Genomic DNA, 16,388 nt, shown 5'->3' with positions numbered 1-16,388 from the left:
GTTTCTGGTCCTTTTCTCTTGTCGTCTAAATCGGAAACTAAACGGGCACCGTGCTCAGAGCGGTTGCCCCATTACGTCGCGGGCAAGGATGCGAATGATTGGCCGGGCTTCTTCGATGCGCATGCCGGTGCGCAGTCTGGGATCATACAGCATCTTGAGCAGCAATTCGTCATGGCTGGTCAGATAGGCAAATTCGTCATCGTCGTTGAAAATCGAGGGCCGCACCTTGGGGCTGTCATTCAGCAGTCCCAGGCCCTGGGCCACTTCCTCGTGGATGCAGCTGTCGCGGACCAGATCGGGATGTTCGGCACGAATAAGCGCAACGCCGCGGATATAGTCAAAGGGCGCATTCTGTGGTCCACCGGCCAGCACAAAACAATAGTGGCTGCGCGGCAGATTGACAAATAGCTGCAGGTCATTGTCGCTCAGGTTGGGCAACAGGTCGCGCACTTTTTCAGCCACATAGGCACGATCATCGGCGCTGGCAAAAATCACATGAAAGTTGCCCTGTCTGGCAGTGGTGGTGATGTTATGGCCGGTGACGCGTGACAGGCGTGCGCCATAGGTCGCCAACACAGTTTGGTCGCGTTGGCGCTGTGCCTCGGGCACCGAGGGACCAAAATCCGCCACCAGCTTGACCGGCCCGGACCAGCGGCTCAAGCCGCCAGTCAATCCGCTGCCGCTGCGCCCGGCATATTCATTGTAAAAGGCGATCTCTTCAAAATGCTCCGCCAGATCATCGGCGTCATAGGGGGTTTCCGGCCCGCCCCCGTCGGTGCGCAGCAATCCACGGGTCAGCAGATCCTGTTGCAGCACCCGGTAATAATTGCGCAGTTGGGCGCTTTCGACCGAAGGCGGGCGATAGGAGGCCGGGACCACTTCGGGGCGTTGCGCAGGCACCAAAGAGGTCCCCGGGCTGCTGGGCAGGCAGGCGGTCAGGGCGACCCCACCAAGGGCCGCCACTACAAGGGGCCGCATGGCCCGAAAAATTGCCGCTACTGCCTGTGCCATCATTCAGCCGGGAACGGCGGTGCCAGCATTGTCGCCAACCCCGTCTTTGCGCGCCTTGGCCGCAGCCAGGGTATCGCGCAATTCGCCTTCCATCTTTTTCAGCTCTTCCTCGGCGGCGGCACGGCGGGCCTTGCCTTCGTCTGCGATTTGCAGGCTTTCCTGGATGGTGCCAACCAGATCGGCATTGGCCTGTTTTACCGCCTCAATATCAAAGACACCGCGCTCCATCTCCTGGCGGATCATCTTGTTGCTTTGGCGCAGGTTGGCGGCATTGGAGGTCAACAATTCATTGGTGAGATCATTGGCAGAGCTCACGGCCTGGGCGGCCTCAGCCGAGCGCTGGATGGTCACCGCCTGGGCCAACTGGGTTTCCCACAGGGGCACGGTATTAACCAGGGTCGAGTTGATCTTGGTGACCAGGCTCTTGTCGTTTTCCTGCACCAAACGGATTGACGGCAGCGATTGCATGGTGACCTGACGGGTGAGTTTAAGGTCATGCACCCGGCGTTCCAGATCATCGCGTGCAGCGCGCAGATCCCGTAGCTCCTGGGCGCGCATCACCTGATCGTCCTCAGGCGCGGCGGCGACGGCTGCCTCCAGGGCGGGGATGTCATTGGCGTCCAAATCGGCCAGCTTGGCCTCACCGGCGGCAATATAAAGCGCCAGTTCGTCATAGAAGTTCAGAGTTTTCTCATAGAGCATATCCAGCGATTTGATGTCTTTCAGCAGGGTGTGCTCATGGCCCAGCAGGTCGTCGGTGATCTTGTCAATCTGGCTCTGGATGGTTTCAAACCGGGCGGTAAATTTGGCAAAGGGCGCGGCGCGGCCCAACAGGCGCTCCCAGAAGGTGGGTTTGCGACGCACATCCAGCTCGGAGACGGAAAAGCCGCGAATGGTGGTGACGATGCCACGCAGGGAATCGCCGGCCGGGCCGACGTCCTTGTTGCGCACATCCGCCAGCATCGCCTGGCTGATGGTTTGCAACTCCGCCTGAGCGCCAGAGCCAAAACGGATAATCGAGTTGCTGTCACCCATGTCGATTTCACCGATGCGGGTGGTGATCTCGGCGCTGACCTCGGGGGTGGCGGCTGCGAGCGGCTGCACCTCTTCGACGGGGTCTGGCAGGGTATTTGCAGCCACTGCCATGACTTGGGCTTCGGCTTCGGCGGCTTGTTTTTGAATGGTCTCGGACATTTAAGGTTCCTTGCAAAAGAGGAAAATAAAGCAATGTGTTAGCTGCGGTCCAGATGGACGCCTTCGCGCTGCAGACGATCGCGTAACACGTCGATTTCAACGGTGAGATCGCTGCGGTCTTCGAGCAGCATTTTACGGGTGCGGGCGGCAAAATTGTCTTCCAGATCGCTGAGCAGCGACAGGTAGTCTGCCCGCGCCGTTGCATCGCCGCTGCGGCTGTAGATATCGGCAAATTTTACCGTCGCGTCCTTGGCGCCGCGCAAATAAACCGTGAGGTATTTACGGGCCGCTGTCAGATCACGGGGATCTTCTTCGACGGTGCGAAACAGTTCGCGGGCGACGGCCTGAAACTGTTCAACGCGCTCTTCTACGTCCCGGTCACGGGCCCGCATGGCGGCGTCTGTCATTTCATCCAGGCTGAACTCGGCTTCTTCCACGGCGCGGGCGACCCGGTTTTGCTGGAAATCATCAATCCCTTCGGTGCCCTTGTCCTGCAGCGGATCAAGCCCAAAGGCGGCCAGGTGCAAGCCGCAGGCCGCCAGCCCGTAGATTGCAGCGGTCACAATGCCAGGCTCAGCTTTCCAGGCGGCAAGGGCGCCGCCGAGACCAACCAGAACAGCTGCCAGGATTTTGCGGGGCAGGGCGGGTTTGCGGGCGACGCGCCGCATGTCATAGGTGGCAGTGGCGCGCAAACCTTCGCGCAGCATATAGGCGCCCGCCGTCCAGAAACAGGCGGCGATCAGCCCCATTGCCAAGCCAGTGGCGCCATCGTTCAAAGACAGCAGCACCAGCAGGCCAGCAGGGACAAACATCAAGTTAGAGCGCAGTCCAACCGGATCGGGAGTGGCGTTGCGGATTGCCACACTGGGGCGCGATGCGCCCTGGGTCGTCGCGGTGCCGGACTGGTTGCCGGATTGGGCACCAGACTGGGTGTTGCCTGAGCTGGGCGTGGCCGAGCTGCCCCGTGGACTGAATTTGCCGCCAAACTGTTTTGCCATGGTTTTAGCTCCCAACGATCCAGCCGGTGCTGAGGCCGACCATCAGGAGTAGCAAAGCGACAAAGGCAAGTTTCTGCACGCGGGTCCCTCTCGCAACATTCAGATCTCTCTCGTTACTAAGAAACTAGGGGATGCGACGGGCACTTGCTAGGGGGAAGTCTTGTTGAACCGCCTCAGCGGCGAGGATTTTTGCCGATAGGGCGCGGTTTTGGGCCGCCACCGCCACCACCGCTGCGGGGCGCGGGTTTGCCCGTGCGGTTGCTGCTGCCAGCGCCGCTGGGTTTGTCGCCAAAACGGTCTGCAGACTGTGAGCCGGGTTTGCCTGCGGGCTTTCCACTGTGTTTGCCCGTTGGTTTTCCGGTGGGTCGACCAGTGGACCTGCCAGTCGGGCCGTCTGCTGGTCTGCCAGTTGGTTTTCCAGCAGGTTTCCCAAAGGTCAGATCGCCAGTTTGGGGGCCGCGTTTGCCACTGGATTTGCTGCCCGGTTTGTTGCCAGGTTTGCCGCCGGGTTTTCCACTGGGTCTTTGGCCCGGTTTGGCGCCTGGTCGTCCGCGAGTTGGTCGGGCGGCTGGCGTTTCTTCCATATCATCAGCCTCAAGCCCAAGCTGGTCACGCACAACGCGCGGGCGCAGTTCTTCCACTTCGCCCAGTTTCAGCGTGCCCAGTTGGAACGGGCCATAAGACAGGCGCAGCAAACGGTTCACGGTAAAGCCGATGTCTTCCAGCGCGCGGCGGATCTCGCGGTTTTTGCCTTCGCGCAACCCGATGGTCAGCCAGGCATTGGCGCCCTGCTGGCGGTCCAATGCTACATTCATCGGCTGAAACCGCTCGCCGTCAATCACCATGCCTTTGCGCAGGGGCTCAAAATCGGCTTCTTGCGGGCGGCCATTGATCCGCACCCGGTAGCGCCGCAGCCAGCCCGTTGAGGGCAGCTCAAGGCGGCGTTTGATGGCGCCATCATTGGTCAGCAGCAACAAGCCCTCAGAGTTCAGGTCGAGCCGTCCCACCGTCATCACCCGCGGCAGATCTTCGGGCAATTCATCAAAAATAGTGCGCCGCCCCTTTTCATCGCTGTTGCTGGTCACCAGCCCAGCGGGCTTGTTGTACAGCCACAGGCGCGGCGCCTCGGCCTGGGGTAGGGGCTTGCCATCGACGATAATGCGGTCGCGGTCTGTCACGTTCAGCGCGGGGCTGTCGATCTTGGTGCCGTTCACCTTGACGCGGCCCTCGGCGATCATGCGCTCGGCCTCCCGTCGCGAGGCAACGCCTGCGCGCGACAGCACCTTGGCGATGCGGTCCCCGGCGGGGGCGCTGTCCTCGGTGGGGGACGCGGCGGAAGCCACTTTGGCGGCTGATTTTGCGGCGGCTGGGGCCTGCGCGGAGGTTTTGGCCTGTGCGGGGGCCTTGCCTTTGGGGGATCCGGGTGCTTTGCTCATGGATCTGGGACATAGAGCATTCCTGAGGCTTGCGAAAGCTCCCATTGCGGGGCAGGAACGCCCGAGGAGGACAAAGCCGCTATGTTCAAGTCGCATATGGATGCTGCCCTGGCAGAAGCGCGCGCCGCTGCGAGCCGGGGCGAGGTGCCGGTGGGGGCGGTTTTGGTAGACCCAACCGGCGCCATTGTTGCCCGTGCAGGCAATCGCACCCGGGCGCTGTCTGACCCCACTGCCCATGCCGAAATTCTGGTGCTGCGACAGGCCTGTGCCGCAGGACAGACCGAGCGCCTGCAGGGTTTTGACCTCTATGTGACGCTGGAGCCCTGTGCCATGTGCGCCGCCGCCATCGCAGCGGCACGTATCCGGCGTGTGTATTATGGGGCTTCCGATCCCAAATCCGGCGGGGTGGCGCATGGGGCCTGCGTTTTCTCGCACCCGCAGGCACATCACGCTCCAGAGGTCTATGAGGGAATTGCAGAGGTGGAATCGGCAGAGATTTTGCGGCAGTTTTTCGCCGAACGGCGTTAAATACTGGAGTGTTTTCAAGACGCGGGGACGATGTCATGGCCACAAGCGAAACCCAAAAAGAGGGCACAGAGTGAGTAAACTTATCAATGGCCAGGACGGCCAGCCGCGCTGCGCCTGGAGCGCTTCGGCACCAGAATTTGACGCCTATCATGACGCTGAGTGGGGCTACCCCGTGGGCGATGACATCCGGCTGTTTGAAAAGGTCTGTCTTGAAAGCTTCCAGTCTGGCCTCAGCTGGCGCACGATCTTGGCCAAGCGGGAGAATTTTCGCGCCGCCTTCTGCGGTTTTGACTGGAACAAAGTGGCCGAGTTCGACGAGGGTGATGTGGCGCGATTGTTGCAGAATACCGGTATCATTCGCCACCGGGGCAAAATCGAAGCCACCATAAACAACGCCCGCCGGGCTCAGGAAATGGTTGCGGAGTTTGGCTCTTTGGCCGCGTTTTTCTGGAGCTTTGAGCCGGATCCCGCGTCACGCCCCGAGCCGCAGACCCAGACCACCAGCGCCGACTCGGTGGCGCTGTCCAAGGCCTTGAAAAAGCGTGGATGGAAATTTTTCGGCCCCACCACCGCCTTTGCCTTTATGCAGGCCATGGGGTTGATCAATGATCACGCCAGGGGATGTATGTGTCGCGCCCGGGCCGATGCGGCGCGGGCCACTTTTACTCCACTAGCCGCGATCGGCGCACAAGGTCTTTAGCTCGACACTTAGACTCACACACCCGTTTCAGGATATGGCACCCCAGCGCCGGGCGATAGCCCGGCGCTGGGCCCAACGGGAGCGGATCTGCAGCGCAGATCCAACGACGGGCGGGAGCCCCCCTTTGCGGTGCGCAGCCCGGGGGGCTTAGATTTCAATCGCCTCTAGTACCTTTGGTTCGATCACCTCGACACCAGGCAGCGCCTCGACCAGATGCTCCGCGTTCTGTTCCAGAATGGGAAAGGTGCCATAGTGGCAGGGGATCAGGGTTTTGAAATTGAAGTAGCGTTTGGCAGCATAGGCGACCTGCTTCATGTCCATGGTGAAATGGCCACCGGCGCTCAGGATGCCAACCTCGGGTTTGTAGTAGTCTCCGATCCAATCCATATCCGCCATGATCCCGGTATCTCCCGAGATATAGACAGTTTTGCCTTCACTCATCAGCATATACCCCACTTCCGACCCACTGGCGCGCAGACCGTCTTCGGTGGTGAAGGTGGAGCTGTGTGAGGCCGGCACCATCGACAGCTTTGCCCCGCCCAGATCGACTGTGCCCCCCTTGTTAAAGCCGATAGTGGCAATGCCTTCGCTTTCGCCCCAATAGCCCATCAGGTCATACTGGCCCACCACCGGAATGTTGCGCGCTTTTGCCAGCGGCAACACGTCCACAACATGGTCAAAATGGGTGTGGGTGAGAACAATATGGGTGGCCCCGTTCAGGGCTGCATCATACTGGCTTTCGGCAAGCATGGGGTTGCCGCTGAGCCAGGGGTCGATCAACAACACCTGATCGTTGGTTTCGATACGAAAGCTGCCATGACCCAGCCAAATGATCTTCATCTCTTCTACTCCCTCTCAAGACGTTCTTGCCGGGCGCAGACTATCAGCGTTACCGCAGTTTGCCATGGGCAACAGCTGCAGGGCAGAATTTTGAACAGCTCTGGCGCAACCGATCCAGGCGGCAGATTTTCCGGGCAATCCGGTAAAAACACCGGGTTTCGCGGAGAAAGCGGCCGGTGCCAGCCAGCACAGGCTTGCAGCTGAGCCGCCACCCCGGTAAATGCCAGATTGAACACGAGATGAGGGTTTCCATGTCGATTGACCAAAACACCGCCGCCAAAGTGGCCAAACTGGCCCGGATCAAGGTTGAAGATGAGGCGCTGCCAGCCCTGGCCGCCGAATTCAACACGATCCTGGAATTCATCGAGCAGCTGAATGAAGTCGATGTCGAGGGGGTCGAACCGATGACCTCGGTGACGCCGCAGCGGCTCAAGCGGCGCGAAGATGTGGTCACCGATGGCGACCAGCCGGACAAGATCCTGTCCACTGCGCCGGATGCGCGCGAAGGCTTTTTTGCCGTGCCCAAAGTGATGGAGTAAGAGATGAGCGATCTGAACAAGCTTGGCCTGGCAGAGGCCCGTGATGCGCTCCGCAAGGGGGAAACAACCTCCGTCGAGCTGACCAAAGCCTGCCTCAGCGCCATCGACAAGGCGGATGCGCTCAACGCCTTTGTGCATAAAACGCCCGAAATCGCGCTGGAACGCGCGGCGGCCGCAGACGCACGGCTGCAACAGGGCGATGCCCCGGCCATGTGTGGCCTGCCGGTGGGGATCAAGGATCTGTTTTGCACCAAAGGCGTCGCCAGCCAGGCGGCCTCCAAAATTCTCGAAGGTTTTGTCCCGGAGTACGAAAGCACCGTGTCCCAGCAACTGGCCGACAATGGCGCGGTGATGCTGGGCAAGCTGAACATGGATGAATTTGCCATGGGCTCGTCAAACGAGACCTCGACCTATGGCAATGCTGTCAGCCCCTGGCGCCGTGGGAACGATGATGCGCCGCTGACCCCTGGTGGCTCCTCTGGTGGCTCCGCGGCAGCGGTTGCGGCGGACCTGTGTCTGGCGGCCACCGGCACTGATACCGGCGGCTCGATCCGCCAGCCTGCGGCCTTTACCGGTACCGTTGGCATCAAACCCACCTATGGGCGCTGCTCGCGCTGGGGGGTTGTTGCCTTTGCCTCCTCGCTGGATCAGGCCGGACCTATGACCAAATCGGTGCGCGATGCAGCGATCATGCTCGAGGCCATGTCGGGCCATGACCCCAAAGACAGCACCAGCGCCGATCTGGCGGTGCCCAATTTTGAGGCTATGTTGACTGGCGATATTCGCGGCAAAAAGATCGGTATCCCCAAGGAATACCATATGGAGGGCATGCCCGCCGAGATCGAAAAGCTCTGGGCTGAGGGCACGGCGATGCTGAAAGCGGCCGGCGCCGAGATCGTTGATATCTCGCTGCCCCATACCAAATACGCCCTGCCAGCCTATTACGTCATTGCCCCCGCCGAAGCCTCGTCCAACCTGGCGCGCTATGACGGGGTGCGCTACGGCAACCGTGCCACGCTGGAGGCCGGCGATGGCATCACCGAGATGTATGAAAAAACCCGCGCTCAGGGCTTTGGCGACGAGGTGCAGCGCCGTGTCATGGTTGGTACCTATGTGCTGTCGGCAGGCTTTTATGACGCTTATTACAACCGGGCACGCCGGGTGCGCAGCCTGATCAAGCAAGACTTTGAAAACGTCTTTGCAGCGGGTGTCGATGCGATCCTGACTCCGGCCACACCGTCGGCGGCCTTTGGTCTGGGAGAGATGTCGGATGCGGATCCGGTTGCAATGTATCTGCTGGATGTCTTCACCGTCACAGTGAACCTTGCAGGGCTGCCGGGCATTGCTCTGCCAGCTGGGCTCGACAGCCAGGGATTGCCGCTTGGCCTGCAGCTGATTGGCCGTCCTTGGGAAGAGGGTGACCTGCTGAACACCGCCTATGCACTGGAGCAATCCACAGGATTTGTGGCAAAGCCCGGAAAATGGTGGTAAAGATCCTCTCAAAGAAGAGCAGATAAACAGGTAAAGCCTATGCGTGTCGTTGTTACACTTGTTGCCCTTGGCAGTATTCTATCCCTTGCAGCATGTAGCCCACCGGTACCAGATAGCGCAGCGGGCGTCGGCATTGATGGCGACCCCTTTGCCCCGCCGCCCGCGGCGGGGACCACCATCACTGGCGATCCTCTGGTGCCGCTGGCTCGGATTTCCAGCGAAACTCTGCCACTCGCAAATGAGCCGTTGCCCACTGCGCCACGCAGCCCTGCCAGCAGCAGTGTCGCGTCGAGCTATGGGTCGGGCAGTGGCAGTACTGCGGCGGCTGATATCGCGGCAGAAACCCGGGCCGCCCTACAGGCCGCCGGAGCCAATTCCGGGCAGGCACCGGTAGAGGCAAGCCCCTCCAATCCGGCACCCGCCTTGATTGGCAATCCGGGCATTTCCGATGAAAACAATTTTGACGCGGTCGCAGCGCGTCAAACAATTGAAAGTGACGCGCAACGCTTGGCCAATCAGCGCTCGCAATACCAGCAGGTCGCGCCCACGGCCTTGCCGTCTCAGACTGGCAGCCGCGACCCCAATATCGTGCAATACGCCCTCAGCACCTCCCATCCGGTTGGGACCAAAGTCTATAGCCGTGCCGGGATCAATCTGCGCAGCCGTTCTGCACGTAATTGCGCCGGGTTCCGCTCGTCCGATCAGGCACAGATTGCCTTTCTTCAGGCGGGGGGGCCAAAGCGGGATCGTAAAGCGCTGGATCCGGATGGAGACGGCTATGCCTGCAGCTGGGATCCCAGCCCCTATCGGCTGGCAGTACGCGGCAATTCCTGATGCCCGATCTGGGGGAGGTTTCGGTGGACGGTCCTGGCGCGGTTGGTGCGGTCCCTCCACTGCAGGCCCAGTGGTGTCCCAGCCCTAATTTTGGGACGCGACGGGACGGGCTGCGCCCCAGTCTGGTTGTGGTGCACTATACCGCAATGCAAAGCGCTGAGGCGGCTTTGGCGCGTCTCTGTGATCCTGCCGCTGAAGTCTCCGCGCATTACCTGATTGGGGGCGATGGGCGTCTTTGGCAGATGGTGTCTGAAGACCAGCGCGCCTGGCATGCGGGGGCGGGGGAATGGTCTGGATTGGATGACATCAATTCGCGCTCTATCGGTATTGAGCTGGACAATACCGGTACGCATCCCTTTTCTGAACCGCAAATGGCGGTGCTTGAGGTGCTGTTGACACAAATCCTTGCGCGTTGGTCGATTGCGCCAGAAGGGGTGATTGGGCATTCTGACATGGCACCGGGGCGCAAGAGCGACCCGGGCCCGCGCTTCGACTGGGCGCGGCTTGCGAACCTTGGATTGGCGCGGGCGGTCCCGGCAACTCTTAGAACAAGCCTACTTGACCCTGGCGTTGCACTGGAAGATATGCTCCGCCGCTATGCGCGCGATCTGGGATATACCGCTGCGGTTGATGATATGACGCTCTTGTCTGCCTTGCGATCCCGCTACCGGCCCTGGGCGACGGGGCCATTGGTTGCGGAAGATCTGGCACCTTTGGCGCAATCAGAGATCTGGGTTTAAGCGATATGCGAGGCTCTGCCTTGCGATGCCAGATAGTATTTGACCAACGCAAATCGCAAAACCCATTCATTGGACCACAGGCCAAGAGGGGCAGAGCCCCTGTTCGCTTACCGCTTGACGCGCGTTGCCGGGGGGAATAGGCGGGCAAGGCGCAGAAGGCTGGACGGCCGCGCTAAGGGCTTGCCCTTCGCGAGGAAAGTCCGGACTCCCTAAAGCAACGGTGCCGGGTAACGCCCGGGCGGGGTGACCCGACGGATAGCGCCACAGAAACAAACCGCCACGCTGTGGTTGCCTTCGGGTGATCACTTTGGCGTGGTAAGGGTGAAACGGTGGGGTAAGAGCCCACCGCGCCGCTGGCAACAGGGGTGGCAAGGCAAGCCCCACCGGGAGCAATGCCAAATAGGGTCCCCGCGCAGGCAGGTCGGCACCAGCCGAAACCGCTGCTAGGCTTGCTTTAGCCGAGAGGGACCGGGTTGGCAGCTAGAGGTGCATAGCAATATGCATCGCAGAGGAATGGTCGTCTAAGGAGCGCAAGCTCTGGGACAAAATCCGGCTTACAGGCCTTCTGCGCATTTTCCGACACAGCAAACCTCCTGAGGGGGAGCGGCAGCACGGCGGCTGTCGCGGCAGGTTTTGGGGAACAAGAGGCAGAAAGAAGAGCTGTATGGCGAATTCCAGGGCAAAGCGGTGGGAATCCTATTGACTCGGAGGCTGTGACGGGTACAAGCCACGCTCGTATAGGAATTTACCGAGAGGCCCCTGCCTTTTCGGACGCAGGAGAAGCAACATGGCGAAGCCTACCACAATTAAGATCCGCCTGAACTCGACCGCGGGCACTGGCCACTTCTACGTGACCAAAAAGAACGCACGCACCATGACCGAGAAAATGGTTATCCGTAAGTATGACCCGGTTGTGCGCAAGCATGTTGAGTACAAAGAAGGCAAAATCAAGTAAGCCTTCCTTGTTCTTTCAGGGTATTAAGGGTCACGCAATGCGTGGCCCTTTTTCGTTTTCGACCCTATTGCGCCCTGAGGCCCCGCCATTACCCGACTGCACCTTTTGCGCGAAGGGCCTGTTGAGGCGGCAGTTGGTGCGGATGTGTCCAGCCATCTGGCCATCTGAGGGTCGCTAAAATTCAATTGGAAACAGCCGAAAAAGCGCATCATTCGAAAATTGGTAAGGCCTGATTTTGCCCCATTCTTTGCCTAGGTAGGTGGGGTGGAATGGTGAAAATGGGTGTTGTCATGGTAAAGAGTATGTTGTTTGGCGCCGCGTTTGTGTTTGCGGTTGGTCCCGAGGCTATCCCGGTTTCGGCAAATGTTGTTCCCCTGCCCATGGAGGTCGCGGCCACTGACCTGCAGGTTGGCGGGCCGCAAACAAATCTGGACAGCGTGGCGGTGCAGCCCGTCCGAGGAAATGAACCGGTTGCCTCTGGCAGTCAGCAGCGGGTGGTGCAGGTTCTGGGGCGGTCGCTGTCTCTGTCTCTCATGCGGGCAGATCGCATGGGATTGGCGGTTCTGAGCGTGCCAAAGCGCAGTGTCATTGCCAGTCTCCCCAATCTAGAACCCGATGCCTTCCGCAGTCTTGTGGCTGTAGAATCGGGCTGTCGCCCGGTTGGGCGGGTGCAAGTGGTCGGCGGCAGAGGTGGCACACTGGCGTTGGCAACAGGGCTGTCCTGTAGTTAACAGCCCAGGCGCTTCCCTTCCCAAAAGGTTTCGGCCTGCGTTCGCCCTAGGGTCGCCCTGGGGCGATGCTGGCGCAGCGCGGCCAGCCCGTTAGGCTCGCCATTCAGCCATGGTCACGACCGGCTGCAAGCCCAGACCTTCAAACAGGCCCGACGAGGCGCTGTTGAAGGGGGCATAGGTGGTGGCAATGGTGCTGACACCCTCGGCCTCTGCCCGCTGTTTGACCGCCGTGAGCAAGGCCTGGCCAACGCCCATGCGGCGAAACGCCTTGGCGGTGGCGATGTGATGTACCATCACGCGGGTCTCCTCAAATCGGATGGGCAGCGGCGGGCGGTGCTCGATGCCAAAGATGGTATAGCCCAACAGCGCCCCCTGGGGGCTTTCAGCGATCAGCGCGGTGATCGCGTCTTCCTGTAGCCAGCCCTGCAACCACTGCTCAAGCGCCGCGTCTGAGGGGGCTGCCGGGTAGCGGGCGGGCTGATGTTCAACATGCAGGGCATGCAGCTCTTGCAAGAGCGGGACGAGGCGGCTGGCCTGGCTGGGCGGCAGGTCTAGAATTTCCATTGGTATTCCTAAGTCTCAATAAGGGGGTGAAATGATTTGCAAAACAAAAAAGGGCGGATCCTTGTGATCCGCCCCTCGCTTTAGGTCTTGGAATGTCTGTGTCGCTTATTCGCGGTTTCCAAGCAGCTGGAGCAGCATGACGAAAAGGTTGATGAAGTCCAGATAGAGGCTCAGCGCGCCCATGATCGCGGCCTTGCCCAGCCATTCCTGATCGCCGGTGTGGGCCATCTCAAGGTAGGTGGTCTTGATCTTTTGCGTGTCATAGGCGGTGAGGCCAGCAAAGATCAGCACCCCAATGACGGAAATCGCAAAGGCCATGGCGCCGGACTGCAAGAACATGTTGACGATAGAGGCAACGATCAGACCGATGAGCCCCATGATCAGGAAAGCGCCCATGGCGCTGAGGTCCTTTTTAGTGGTGTAACCCACCAGGGACAGGCCAGCAAAAGAGATCGCTGTGATCAGGAAGACCTGAATGATCGACTGACCTGTGTAGACCAGGAAGATCGAGCTGAGCGACAGGCCCATGACGGCGGCAAAAGCATAGAACAGCAGCTGCACGCCGGCGGCGGGCATGCGGTTGGCGGCGGCACCAAAGCCAAAGATGAAGGCCAGCGGTGCCAGCATGATCACCCATTTCAGCGGCGACAGGTAAATCGCATTGCCAAAGCTGGTCAGGTATTTGCCCTCGGCGATCATGGCTGTGGCGTTGGCTGGGTCAGAGGTCACCGCCAGGTTGGACAGGGCCCAAGCAGCCAGGAAGGTGATAAACAGGCCTGCGGACATTGTGCCGTAGACCTTATTCATGTGGGCGCGCAGCCCCGCGTCGATTTGAGCAGAGCTTACCCCTGCTGCGGATCTCATCGTATCAAACTGTGCCATGTATCATGGTCTCCGTTCCAAATTCTCCCTCGCCGAGCCGAGCCCGCGTCATAACGGGCCAAGTGGCGTTCCCGCTAAATATCGGGTGTCTTGGGCAAGCGTTCAAGTCTTTGTGCAGAGAAACAGCTTAAAAACGTAAAAAGACCTGCCGCATAGATTGGGCAGGTCTTCGTGTTGGTTTGGTTTTGGGGTCACTCGCTGTTTGATCAGCTTGGAAGCGGAAAAACGGCCTGACGGCTCTTGCCAAGATAAACGGCCTGATTGCTCCAGCCAAGGTGTGTTGGATCAACGGGTTAGTCTTTCCAGCTCTCAGGGGCATCCCAGACCGAACGGCCGGCCTCTTGCAGGGCGTCGCGGCGGCTGATGCCGATATCTTCCAGGGCGCGGGCATCCAGGGCGCGCAGCGCGCGACGCTGACGCAGCAGCTCAAGGCGGGTTGTCACAAAGGACAACAGGCTCAAGCGGGCGGGTGCCTTTGTACCTGGCAGTGCCTGGGCTGAGTGGTGGGCGTTTACGCTATAGGTCATCTTTCTTGTCCTTTCGTTAAATTTTGATATGTTTCTGGATCTGCATCATTTCTGTTGATGTATATGCGTGCTTATGATCTATTTTGAAAACGAATGTTTTTGATGAAACACATCAGAGGTTGTGATGGCGCGTAATTTGGATATCACCACGCTACGGTCTTTTGTTGCCGTGGCAGACTATGGCGGCGTAACGCGGGCGGCGGGGTTTTTGCATCTGACCCAGTCGGCGGTCTCGATGCAGCTCAAGCGGTTGGAAGAGCTTCTGGGCCTTGCGCTGCTGGATCGCTCGGGACGGACCATCGCCTTGACGCCTTCAGGGGAGCAGCTGTTGGGCTATGCCCGGCGTATGGTTGCGCTGAATGATGAGGTCATAGGGCGTTTGACCGACCAGGCCTATGAAGGCGAGGTGGTGTTGGGGGTGCCCCACGATGTGGTCTACCCGGTCATTCCCCAGGTGTTACAGCGCTTCAATGCCAGCTTTCCACGGGTGAATGTCAATCTGGTGACATCTAATACCCGCGATTTGAAGGCTGGCTTTGCCAAGGGGACGTATGATCTGATTCTGACCACCGAAAGCGGTGCCAGCGAGGGCGGCGAAACCATCCACGAGATGCCCCTGCGCTGGGTCGGCGCCCCTAATGGCTCTGCCTGGCGGCAAAAGCCGCTGCGGCTGGGGTTTTGTCGCGCCTGCATCTTTCGTCCGGTGGCCACGGCTAAACTGGATGAGGCGGGGGTCGAATGGGATATGGCGGTCGACAGCGAATCTGACCGCACAGTAGAGGCTACGATCAGCGCCGATCTGGCGGTTGGCGTCTTGCTGGAGGGGACAATCCCCGCCCATCAAGAGGCGATTGACCACGGGGGGCTGCTGCCAGAGCTGCCGATCCAGCATATCAACCTTTATGGGGCGGCGCGTGTCAGGGCCAGCTATGTTGGGGATCTTGCCCGGGTCATCCGCCAGGGCTACGCCGCCCTACGCCCGGTTCAGTTGCGCTCTGCAGGCTAAAGCTAGGTCACCAAAGCGCCTGCAAGCCTACATATCGGCAACAGAGGGGCAGCGCAGCAGAGCGCTGCCCGGTCTGCCCCATTTTGCGCTTCTTTCTGTGCCCGTAGCAGAGCTTCCAGGTCTTTCCCTTGGTAGGTCCGCCGGTCCTGGCTGGGATTTCAGCGGCCAGGTCGGCCAGTTAAGTCTGGGTGGTCAGGGGGTGATCACCACTTTACCAGTCGAGGCGCGGTTGCGCAGCAGTTCCATGCCCTCTGAGACCTGCGCCAGCGGCAAAACATGGCTGATATGAGGGGAGATGCGCCCGGCGCTGTGCCAGTCCATCAAGGTCGACAGGGAGCGCTGGATGACTTCTGGATGGGACTTCATATAGCCACCAATGTAAAACCCGATCACCGTGAGGTTCTTGACCAGCAGATGGTTTGCCGGGATTTGCGGCACCTCGCCACTGGCAAAACCAATGGGCAACAACCGGCCTCCGGGGTTGGTGGCACGAAAAGCAGCCTTCCAGACCTCTCCGCCCACCGCATCATAAACCACATCCGCACCGCCCAGGGATTTTACCTGGCTGCGCAGGTCCGAACTGGCGTCAATCAGGTGATCCGCACCCGCGGCCCGCGCCACTTCCAGTTTTCCCGCTCCGCGTGCATGGGCAATAACACGGGCGCCCATCAGTTTGCCGATTTCCACCGCCGTCAATCCAACGCCACCCGCAGCACCAGTGACCAGAAGAGTCTCTCCTGGCTGCAGGCGCGCGCAATGGTCCAGCGCCACGTGACTGGTGCCATAGGCGATCTGCAAGGCTGCGGCATCCTCAAACCCCATATCATCGGGGATGGGGATAACACGGGCTGCATCAAAGACGCCTTCCTGCGCCAACCCCCCCTGGCCACCAAACACTGCTACCCGGTCACCAGGGGCCAGATTTGTCACCGCTGATCCACAGTCCATCACCTCCCCGGCGGCCTCTAGGCCCGGAGTGAAGGGCAGGGCGGGGGTGTCTTGGTATGTGCCTTTTTGCAAAAGCAAATCCGCAAAGTTGAGACCGCAGGCGCGGATCCTGATCTTGACCTCATGTGCCGCAGGAGTGGGGCTGGCGATCTCTTCCAGAAGGGGAGGAGTGCTAAAACTGTTGATGCGATAGGCCAGCATGATTTTTGTCCGTCTTTCTTCCTGTGTGCAGGTGATTCGCTGTTGAACGAACAGAACTGTGCCAGTTTATGCACCTCGCTATTTATGGGGAGGCGCGAATACCTATCCCAAAGTATATATGACCCCACCAAAATGATAGGTAAAATCATACATTTGCCTCATTGTACGTGCACGGGTGAAGTGTCAGGCTTGAATTCAACTGCGAAGGTCTTACTGTTGGGGCTGAGGTTGAGCTCTGATCGTGATGGTTGAGTATGTCACTG

Annotated in this window: 18 protein-coding genes and 1 other RNA gene; 10 read left to right on the top strand and 9 right to left on the bottom strand. The window is 59.9% G+C overall.

Going from position 1 to position 16,388, the window contains the following annotated elements:
* Nucleotides 1-54: 54 nt before the first annotated feature.
* From JZI28_RS12350 to JZI28_RS12335, 4 genes are all read right to left on the bottom strand, one after another.
* Nucleotides 55-978 (bottom strand): DUF2927 domain-containing protein, encoded by a 924-nt coding sequence (locus tag JZI28_RS12350; RefSeq protein WP_375697787.1) that lies wholly within the window; start codon nt 976-978, stop codon nt 55-57.
* Nucleotides 979-1,014: 36 nt separating this feature from the next.
* Complete coding sequence (locus tag JZI28_RS12345) at nt 1,015-2,205, bottom strand: toxic anion resistance protein (protein ID WP_297341798.1); 1,191 nt, start codon at nt 2,203-2,205, stop codon at nt 1,015-1,017.
* Nucleotides 2,206-2,243: 38 nt separating this feature from the next.
* Nucleotides 2,244-3,203, bottom strand: a complete 960-nt coding sequence (locus JZI28_RS12340) for a 5-bromo-4-chloroindolyl phosphate hydrolysis family protein (RefSeq protein ID WP_375697786.1) — start codon at nt 3,201-3,203, stop codon at nt 2,244-2,246.
* 173 nt (nt 3,204-3,376) lie between these two features.
* Entirely contained in the window at nt 3,377-4,639 is a 1,263-nt protein-coding gene (locus tag JZI28_RS12335) for a pseudouridine synthase (protein ID WP_375697785.1), read from the bottom strand.
* Nucleotides 4,640-4,720: 81 nt separating this feature from the next.
* On the opposite strand from JZI28_RS12335, the gene JZI28_RS12330 reads away from it, so the two are divergent.
* Both JZI28_RS12330 and JZI28_RS12325 read left to right on the top strand, forming a co-directional pair.
* Nucleotides 4,721-5,167, top strand: a complete 447-nt coding sequence (locus JZI28_RS12330) for a nucleoside deaminase (protein ID WP_375697784.1) — start codon at nt 4,721-4,723, stop codon at nt 5,165-5,167.
* A 70-nt stretch (nt 5,168-5,237) separates the two neighbouring features.
* Nucleotides 5,238-5,867 (top strand): DNA-3-methyladenine glycosylase I, encoded by a 630-nt coding sequence (locus JZI28_RS12325; protein WP_375697783.1) that lies wholly within the window; start codon nt 5,238-5,240, stop codon nt 5,865-5,867.
* Nucleotides 5,868-6,014: 147 nt separating this feature from the next.
* Here JZI28_RS12325 and JZI28_RS12320 read toward each other — a convergent pair whose 3' ends face one another.
* On the bottom strand, nt 6,015-6,707 hold the full coding sequence (locus tag JZI28_RS12320; RefSeq protein ID WP_375697782.1) for a metal-dependent hydrolase: 693 nt from the start codon (nt 6,705-6,707) through the stop codon (nt 6,015-6,017).
* 251 nt (nt 6,708-6,958) lie between these two features.
* Here JZI28_RS12320 and gatC point away from each other — a divergent pair, with 251 nt between their 5' ends.
* The 7 genes from gatC to JZI28_RS12285 all read left to right on the top strand — a co-directional run bounded on the left by gatC (nt 6,959) and on the right by JZI28_RS12285 (nt 11,997).
* A complete protein-coding gene (gene gatC, locus JZI28_RS12315; protein WP_297339081.1) occupies nt 6,959-7,246 on the top strand; it encodes an Asp-tRNA(Asn)/Glu-tRNA(Gln) amidotransferase subunit GatC in 288 nt (95 codons plus the stop codon).
* Nucleotides 7,247-7,249: 3 nt separating this feature from the next.
* Nucleotides 7,250-8,737: an Asp-tRNA(Asn)/Glu-tRNA(Gln) amidotransferase subunit GatA gene (gene gatA, locus JZI28_RS12310; protein ID WP_348156004.1), complete on the top strand. Its 1,488-nt coding sequence runs from the start codon at nt 7,250-7,252 to the stop codon at nt 8,735-8,737.
* 39 nt (nt 8,738-8,776) lie between these two features.
* The gene (locus tag JZI28_RS12305) at nt 8,777-9,571 is read left to right on the top strand and encodes a hypothetical protein (protein WP_375697781.1); all 795 of its coding nucleotides are present in this window, start codon (nt 8,777-8,779) and stop codon (nt 9,569-9,571) included.
* Complete coding sequence (locus JZI28_RS12300) at nt 9,571-10,311, top strand: N-acetylmuramoyl-L-alanine amidase (RefSeq protein ID WP_375697780.1); 741 nt, start codon at nt 9,571-9,573, stop codon at nt 10,309-10,311. Before JZI28_RS12305 ends, JZI28_RS12300 begins: the two co-directional genes overlap by 1 nt.
* A 151-nt stretch (nt 10,312-10,462) precedes the next feature.
* Nucleotides 10,463-10,884: RNase P RNA component class A (gene rnpB / locus JZI28_RS12295), an RNA gene on the top strand.
* 214 nt (nt 10,885-11,098) lie between these two features.
* A complete protein-coding gene (rpmG, locus tag JZI28_RS12290; protein WP_008206879.1) occupies nt 11,099-11,266 on the top strand; it encodes a 50S ribosomal protein L33 in 168 nt (55 codons plus the stop codon).
* A 269-nt stretch (nt 11,267-11,535) separates the two neighbouring features.
* The gene (locus JZI28_RS12285; protein ID WP_375697779.1) at nt 11,536-11,997 is read left to right on the top strand and encodes a hypothetical protein; all 462 of its coding nucleotides are present in this window, start codon (nt 11,536-11,538) and stop codon (nt 11,995-11,997) included.
* A gap of 90 nt (nt 11,998-12,087) precedes the next feature.
* Here JZI28_RS12285 and JZI28_RS12280 read toward each other — a convergent pair whose 3' ends face one another.
* From JZI28_RS12280 to JZI28_RS12270, 3 genes are all read right to left on the bottom strand, one after another.
* On the bottom strand, nt 12,088-12,561 hold the full coding sequence (locus tag JZI28_RS12280) for a GNAT family N-acetyltransferase (protein WP_375697778.1): 474 nt from the start codon (nt 12,559-12,561) through the stop codon (nt 12,088-12,090).
* 105 nt (nt 12,562-12,666) lie between these two features.
* On the bottom strand, nt 12,667-13,443 hold the full coding sequence (locus JZI28_RS12275; RefSeq protein WP_295452845.1) for a Bax inhibitor-1/YccA family protein: 777 nt from the start codon (nt 13,441-13,443) through the stop codon (nt 12,667-12,669).
* A 293-nt stretch (nt 13,444-13,736) separates the two neighbouring features.
* The gene (locus JZI28_RS12270; protein WP_295452848.1) at nt 13,737-13,970 is read right to left on the bottom strand and encodes a DUF1127 domain-containing protein; all 234 of its coding nucleotides are present in this window, start codon (nt 13,968-13,970) and stop codon (nt 13,737-13,739) included.
* Nucleotides 13,971-14,094: 124 nt separating this feature from the next.
* On the opposite strand from JZI28_RS12270, the gene JZI28_RS12265 reads away from it, so the two are divergent.
* Nucleotides 14,095-14,976, top strand: a complete 882-nt coding sequence (locus tag JZI28_RS12265; protein ID WP_375697777.1) for a LysR family transcriptional regulator — start codon at nt 14,095-14,097, stop codon at nt 14,974-14,976.
* A gap of 192 nt (nt 14,977-15,168) precedes the next feature.
* On the opposite strand, the gene JZI28_RS12260 is transcribed toward JZI28_RS12265, so the two are convergent.
* Nucleotides 15,169-16,125 (bottom strand): NADPH:quinone oxidoreductase family protein, encoded by a 957-nt coding sequence (locus JZI28_RS12260; RefSeq protein ID WP_375697776.1) that lies wholly within the window; start codon nt 16,123-16,125, stop codon nt 15,169-15,171.
* Between the last annotated feature and the right edge of the window lie 263 nt (nt 16,126-16,388).

Source organism: Pseudophaeobacter sp. TrK17 (assembly GCF_042192375.1).
GTDB lineage: Bacteria > Pseudomonadota > Alphaproteobacteria > Rhodobacterales > Rhodobacteraceae > Pseudophaeobacter.
Note: the sequence above shows the minus strand (reverse complement) of the source record. Positions and strands in the feature narration are given on the sequence as shown.

Excerpts from the sequence above, each read along its gene's own strand:
- JZI28_RS12350 (WP_375697787.1), bottom strand. The coding sequence starts at position 978 with ATGCGGCCCCTTGTAGTGGCGGCCCTTGGTGGGGTCGCCCTGACCGCC.
- JZI28_RS12345 (WP_297341798.1), bottom strand. The coding sequence starts at position 2,205 with ATGTCCGAGACCATTCAAAAACAAGCCGCCGAAGCCGAAGCCCAAGTC.
- JZI28_RS12340 (WP_375697786.1), bottom strand. The coding sequence starts at position 3,203 with ATGGCAAAACAGTTTGGCGGCAAATTCAGTCCACGGGGCAGCTCGGCC.
- JZI28_RS12335 (WP_375697785.1), bottom strand. The coding sequence starts at position 4,639 with ATGAGCAAAGCACCCGGATCCCCCAAAGGCAAGGCCCCCGCACAGGCC.
- JZI28_RS12330 (WP_375697784.1), top strand. The coding sequence starts at position 4,721 with ATGTTCAAGTCGCATATGGATGCTGCCCTGGCAGAAGCGCGCGCCGCT.
- JZI28_RS12320 (WP_375697782.1), bottom strand. The coding sequence starts at position 6,707 with ATGAAGATCATTTGGCTGGGTCATGGCAGCTTTCGTATCGAAACCAAC.
- gatC (WP_297339081.1), top strand. The coding sequence starts at position 6,959 with ATGTCGATTGACCAAAACACCGCCGCCAAAGTGGCCAAACTGGCCCGG.
- gatA (WP_348156004.1), top strand. The coding sequence starts at position 7,250 with ATGAGCGATCTGAACAAGCTTGGCCTGGCAGAGGCCCGTGATGCGCTC.
- JZI28_RS12305 (WP_375697781.1), top strand. The coding sequence starts at position 8,777 with ATGCGTGTCGTTGTTACACTTGTTGCCCTTGGCAGTATTCTATCCCTT.
- JZI28_RS12300 (WP_375697780.1), top strand. The coding sequence starts at position 9,571 with ATGCCCGATCTGGGGGAGGTTTCGGTGGACGGTCCTGGCGCGGTTGGT.
- rpmG (WP_008206879.1), top strand. The coding sequence starts at position 11,099 with ATGGCGAAGCCTACCACAATTAAGATCCGCCTGAACTCGACCGCGGGC.
- JZI28_RS12285 (WP_375697779.1), top strand. The coding sequence starts at position 11,536 with ATGGTGAAAATGGGTGTTGTCATGGTAAAGAGTATGTTGTTTGGCGCC.
- JZI28_RS12280 (WP_375697778.1), bottom strand. The coding sequence starts at position 12,561 with ATGGAAATTCTAGACCTGCCGCCCAGCCAGGCCAGCCGCCTCGTCCCG.
- JZI28_RS12275 (WP_295452845.1), bottom strand. The coding sequence starts at position 13,443 with ATGGCACAGTTTGATACGATGAGATCCGCAGCAGGGGTAAGCTCTGCT.
- JZI28_RS12270 (WP_295452848.1), bottom strand. The coding sequence starts at position 13,970 with ATGACCTATAGCGTAAACGCCCACCACTCAGCCCAGGCACTGCCAGGT.
- JZI28_RS12265 (WP_375697777.1), top strand. The coding sequence starts at position 14,095 with ATGGCGCGTAATTTGGATATCACCACGCTACGGTCTTTTGTTGCCGTG.
- JZI28_RS12260 (WP_375697776.1), bottom strand. The coding sequence starts at position 16,125 with ATGCTGGCCTATCGCATCAACAGTTTTAGCACTCCTCCCCTTCTGGAA.